Origin of the sequence: Streptomyces sp. NPDC060198 (genome assembly GCF_042728415.1) — a bacterium.
GTDB lineage: Bacteria > Actinomycetota > Actinomycetes > Streptomycetales > Streptomycetaceae > Streptomyces.
In genome coordinates this window covers 1-3,383 of the sequence record NZ_JBHWZJ010000551.1, presented here as the reverse complement: position 1 = coordinate 3,383, position 3,383 = coordinate 1, and the positions used below count along the sequence as shown (strand labels likewise).

Here is a 3,383-nt window from a genome sequence, read left to right as displayed (position 1 = left end):
CCTCCGACGGGTGGCGGCCTCACCGCGTGACGGTCTTTCAGGCCCTGCGGAGGTCCTTCGGGTCGTCCCCGTCGTGCGGTCCGTCGCTCCGCAGCAGCGCGTCGACGCGCGAGGCCGCCGTGGCGAGGTGGGCGCGGGCCTTTGCCACCTGCTCGTCCGTGACGCCCCGGTCGCGGGCGGCGTCGCGGATGTCGTCGCGGAAACGGTCCAGCAGCCGGTCCAGGTCGCGGGCCGGATCGCCGGTGACCGGCACGTCCGCGGCCCAGTCGGGCGCGGGGCCGGGCTCCGTACGGGAAGCGGCCCTCGCGTCCGCGGCCGCCCCGCCCGGACGCGAGTGCTCCTGATCCGACGGCCGGGCCTCCGGGCTCTGCGCGCGCGTGTGCTCGGTGCGGTCGGAGGGCGGCCAGGTGCCGGTCTTGGCGAGGCCGGCGAGGTGGCCGGTGATCTCCGCCAGGCCGTCGCGCACCCCGGCGGGCCAGTCGCCCCGCGCGAAGTGCTCCTGCACCTGGCGGGCGGCGTTCCGCATCTGCTCACGGGCGCGCTCGTCGGCCTCCTTCGCCTGGCGGCGGGCCTGCTGCGCGTCCTCGCGGGCACGCCGCGACTCGTCCTTCGCCCGGCGGGCCTGCTCCTTCCACTCCTGCTTGGCCTGGCGCAACTCCTCCTTGGCCTTGCGCCAGGCGTCCTTCTCCGTGAAGTCGCCCAGATTTCCCACCTTGGCGAGGTCTCCCAGATCGCCGATGAGGGACTCCCAGTCGCTCCTGGCACCACCGGGTCCACCGGAGCCGGGCCGGTGGCGGGAAGCGGACGCGGCGGCGCGCATGTCGCTGCGCAGCTTGCCGGCCGCGCCCCGGACGTCGTCACGGATCTCCGCGGCCAGCTCGGAGACCGACTCGCGGATCTCCAGCTCCAGATCGGCGAGTTCGCCGGTGCGGCCGGCGAGTTCGGCGCGACCCGCTTCGGTGATCGAGTAGACCTTGCGGCCGCCCTCCGTGGCGTGGGTGACGAGCCCCTCCGCTTCCAGCTTGGCCAGCCGGGGGTAGACCGTGCCGGCGGACGGGGCGTACAGCCCCTGGAAGCGTTCCTCCAGCAGCCGGATCACCTCGTAGCCGTGGCGCGGGGCCTCGTCGAGCAGTTTCAGCAGGTAGAGGCGCAGGCGGCCGTGGGCGAATACGGGGGGCATGTCAGAGTGCCTTTCCGGTCGGCTCGGCAACGTACGGTTCGTCCTCGGACGGCGGGCGGCGCAGCAGGGCGATCGAGCCGGACACGGTCGTCGCCCTGAGCTTGCCCGTACCGGCGCCCAGCGTGCCGGTGATCTTCTTCGCGCCCCACTGGCCGCCGACCCGCAGGTCTTCGAAGGCGTTGGAGACGGCGCCGCTCGCGGTGTTCGCCTCGATCTCGGCGTCCGCCGGGTGGGGCAGCCGGATCGCGATGGCGCCGGAGACCGTGGCGAGCCGGATGTCGGTCGGCGCCCCCGTGGCGTCGAGGTCCAGCACCATGTCGCCGCTGACGGAATCGGCGCGCACCGAGGTGCCCGCGCCCTCCACCACGGTGAGATCGCCGGAGACCGACTTGAACCGGAGGTCGCCGGTGACGGCCTGCGCCTCCAGTCCGCCGGAGACCGTCTCGCCGCGTACCTCCCCGGAGAGCGCGACGAGGGTGGTGTCGCCGGTGACGCCGCGGACGTCGGTACGCCCCCGGATGCCCGAGACGAACGCCCCGGCGCCGACGACGCCGACCTCGACGGACACGGAGGCGGGTACCGCGAGGGTGACCGTGGCGCTGCGGGAACGGCCGTTGCGGTCGAGCCACTTGAGGAAGCTCTTCCAGGGGAGGTCCTCATAGGTCACCGACAGGACGCCGTCGTCGAGGGTGACGATCAGTGGCGGGCCGTCGATGGCGGAGACTTCCAGCCGGGCCTCGGGCTCCTCGGAGCCGACCACGTTGACGGTGCCGTTGACGACCCGCACCCTGAGCGCGGTCACCTCCTCGTCGAAAGCGAGTTTCAGTGGCTCGGCGACGGTCCACGTCGACACAGGCATGGGTGTGACCTCCAGAGAGGGTGGCACGACGCAACATATCGCGTCTCTGCAGAACACGATATATCGCGGCTTGGAGGAGTCAAGGCCGAGAGCGCCTCCGCACCCTCGCCCAGGCGGCAAAAGGGCTCATACCTGGATGAATTGCCCTAGCGTGTAAGACATGGACGCGACACCCGTGGGGGCTCTGCTGCTGTGCCGGGCGGACACCGAGACCGTGCGGCCCCTGGCCCACCTCCTGCGCGAGCGCATGCTCCTCATCCCCGCCGGTGAGGAGTGGAGCGTGCTGGTGCCGGAGGGACGGGCCTGGCGGGACACGCCCGCCGAACCCGCCGAACCGGTCGACCGGGTGCTGACGGGCTGGGCGGCGGCCCTCGCGGTCGCCGCCACCTGGCCGGTCGTCGCGCTCTGGTGGGACGGCACCCGGGCCGGCTGCGTGCTCGCGTCGGGCTTCCGGCGCCCGGTCGGATACGTCTGGCTGGCGGACGGCACGGCAGCCGGTGAGGACGAGGCGATGGCCACGTTCGCGGCGCGGCTGGATCTCGACCCGGTGCTCGACGTACAGGCGCTGCAGACCCTGACCCGCCCCGACCCGCACGCGGACGGCTGCGCGCGGCTGCGGACGCTGCTCGGCCTGCTCACCCGTACGGGAGTCGAGCTGCGGCCGGGACTTGAACCGGGCCGGAGCACCGAGGCGCTGCGGGAGGCGGCCCGGGCACTGCCGGGCACCGGGCGGATCGAGTGGGCGGGCTGGCGGGACGCCGTGCGGGTGGAACTCGACGCCGTCGAGAGCAGCGGCCTCGGCCCCTGGATGCTCGGCCCCCGGGCGCGGGCGGTGGCCACCACGCAGGTGCTCGTCGGTGCCCCGCTGGCCCTCTGGGGAGCGTTCCGCCGCAGCGGCGGATGGACGGCGGCCGGCGTGCTGCTGCTCGTGCAGGGGGTGCTGGGACTCGCTTACAACGAGGTCAGGGCCCAGCCGGCAGCAGGGGAGACCCTGCCGCACCGATGAGGGGACCCCACCGGTGCGGGCACGCCCGGGCCGGCCGGCCCGGCCGCGTCACTCGTCGTCTTCTTCGTCGTCGTCCAGACGCGCCAGCCAGGTCGCCAGCCGCTCGACCGGCACCTCGAAATCGGGGTTGAGGTCGACGAAGGTACGCAGCTGCTCGGCCAGCCACTCGAAGGTGACCTCCTCCTCGCCGCGCCGCTTCTCCAGTTCCTCGATGCCCCGGTCCGTGAAATACACAACGTGCTCCTGATGCCTGCCTGTGGATGTTCTCCCCTCAGGGTAGGGCGCGCCCGGCCCCCGCCCCGCAGCAGCACGGAACAGGGACCGGCCCCCACCGCGGT

4 protein-coding genes are annotated in these 3,383 nt (G+C 73.4%); 1 reads left to right on the top strand and 3 read right to left on the bottom strand.

Annotated features, from left to right (window positions below; genetic code table 11):
• Positions 1-37: 37 nt before the first annotated feature.
• Complete coding sequence (locus ACFWEP_RS33250; protein WP_387375816.1) at positions 38-1,180, bottom strand: helix-turn-helix transcriptional regulator; 1,143 nt, start codon at positions 1,178-1,180, stop codon at positions 38-40.
• Between the two features lies 1 nt (position 1,181).
• Positions 1,182-2,039, bottom strand: coding sequence for a DUF4097 domain-containing protein (locus ACFWEP_RS33245; protein WP_387375814.1), 858 nt, complete (start codon positions 2,037-2,039; stop codon positions 1,182-1,184).
• Positions 2,040-2,199: 160 nt separating this feature from the next.
• Between ACFWEP_RS33245 and ACFWEP_RS33240 the strand changes: the two genes are divergently transcribed.
• Positions 2,200-3,045: a hypothetical protein gene (locus tag ACFWEP_RS33240; RefSeq protein ID WP_387375812.1), complete on the top strand. Its 846-nt coding sequence runs from the start codon at positions 2,200-2,202 to the stop codon at positions 3,043-3,045.
• A gap of 48 nt (positions 3,046-3,093) precedes the next feature.
• Here ACFWEP_RS33240 and ACFWEP_RS33235 read toward each other — a convergent pair whose 3' ends face one another.
• On the bottom strand, positions 3,094-3,279 hold the full coding sequence (locus ACFWEP_RS33235) for a DUF6104 family protein (protein ID WP_365926476.1): 186 nt from the start codon (positions 3,277-3,279) through the stop codon (positions 3,094-3,096).
• Positions 3,280-3,383: the final 104 nt, after the last annotated feature.

Excerpts from the sequence above, each read along its gene's own strand:
- ACFWEP_RS33250 (WP_387375816.1), bottom strand. The coding sequence starts at position 1,180 with ATGCCCCCCGTATTCGCCCACGGCCGCCTGCGCCTCTACCTGCTGAAA.
- ACFWEP_RS33245 (WP_387375814.1), bottom strand. The coding sequence starts at position 2,039 with ATGCCTGTGTCGACGTGGACCGTCGCCGAGCCACTGAAACTCGCTTTC.
- ACFWEP_RS33240 (WP_387375812.1), top strand. The coding sequence starts at position 2,200 with ATGGACGCGACACCCGTGGGGGCTCTGCTGCTGTGCCGGGCGGACACC.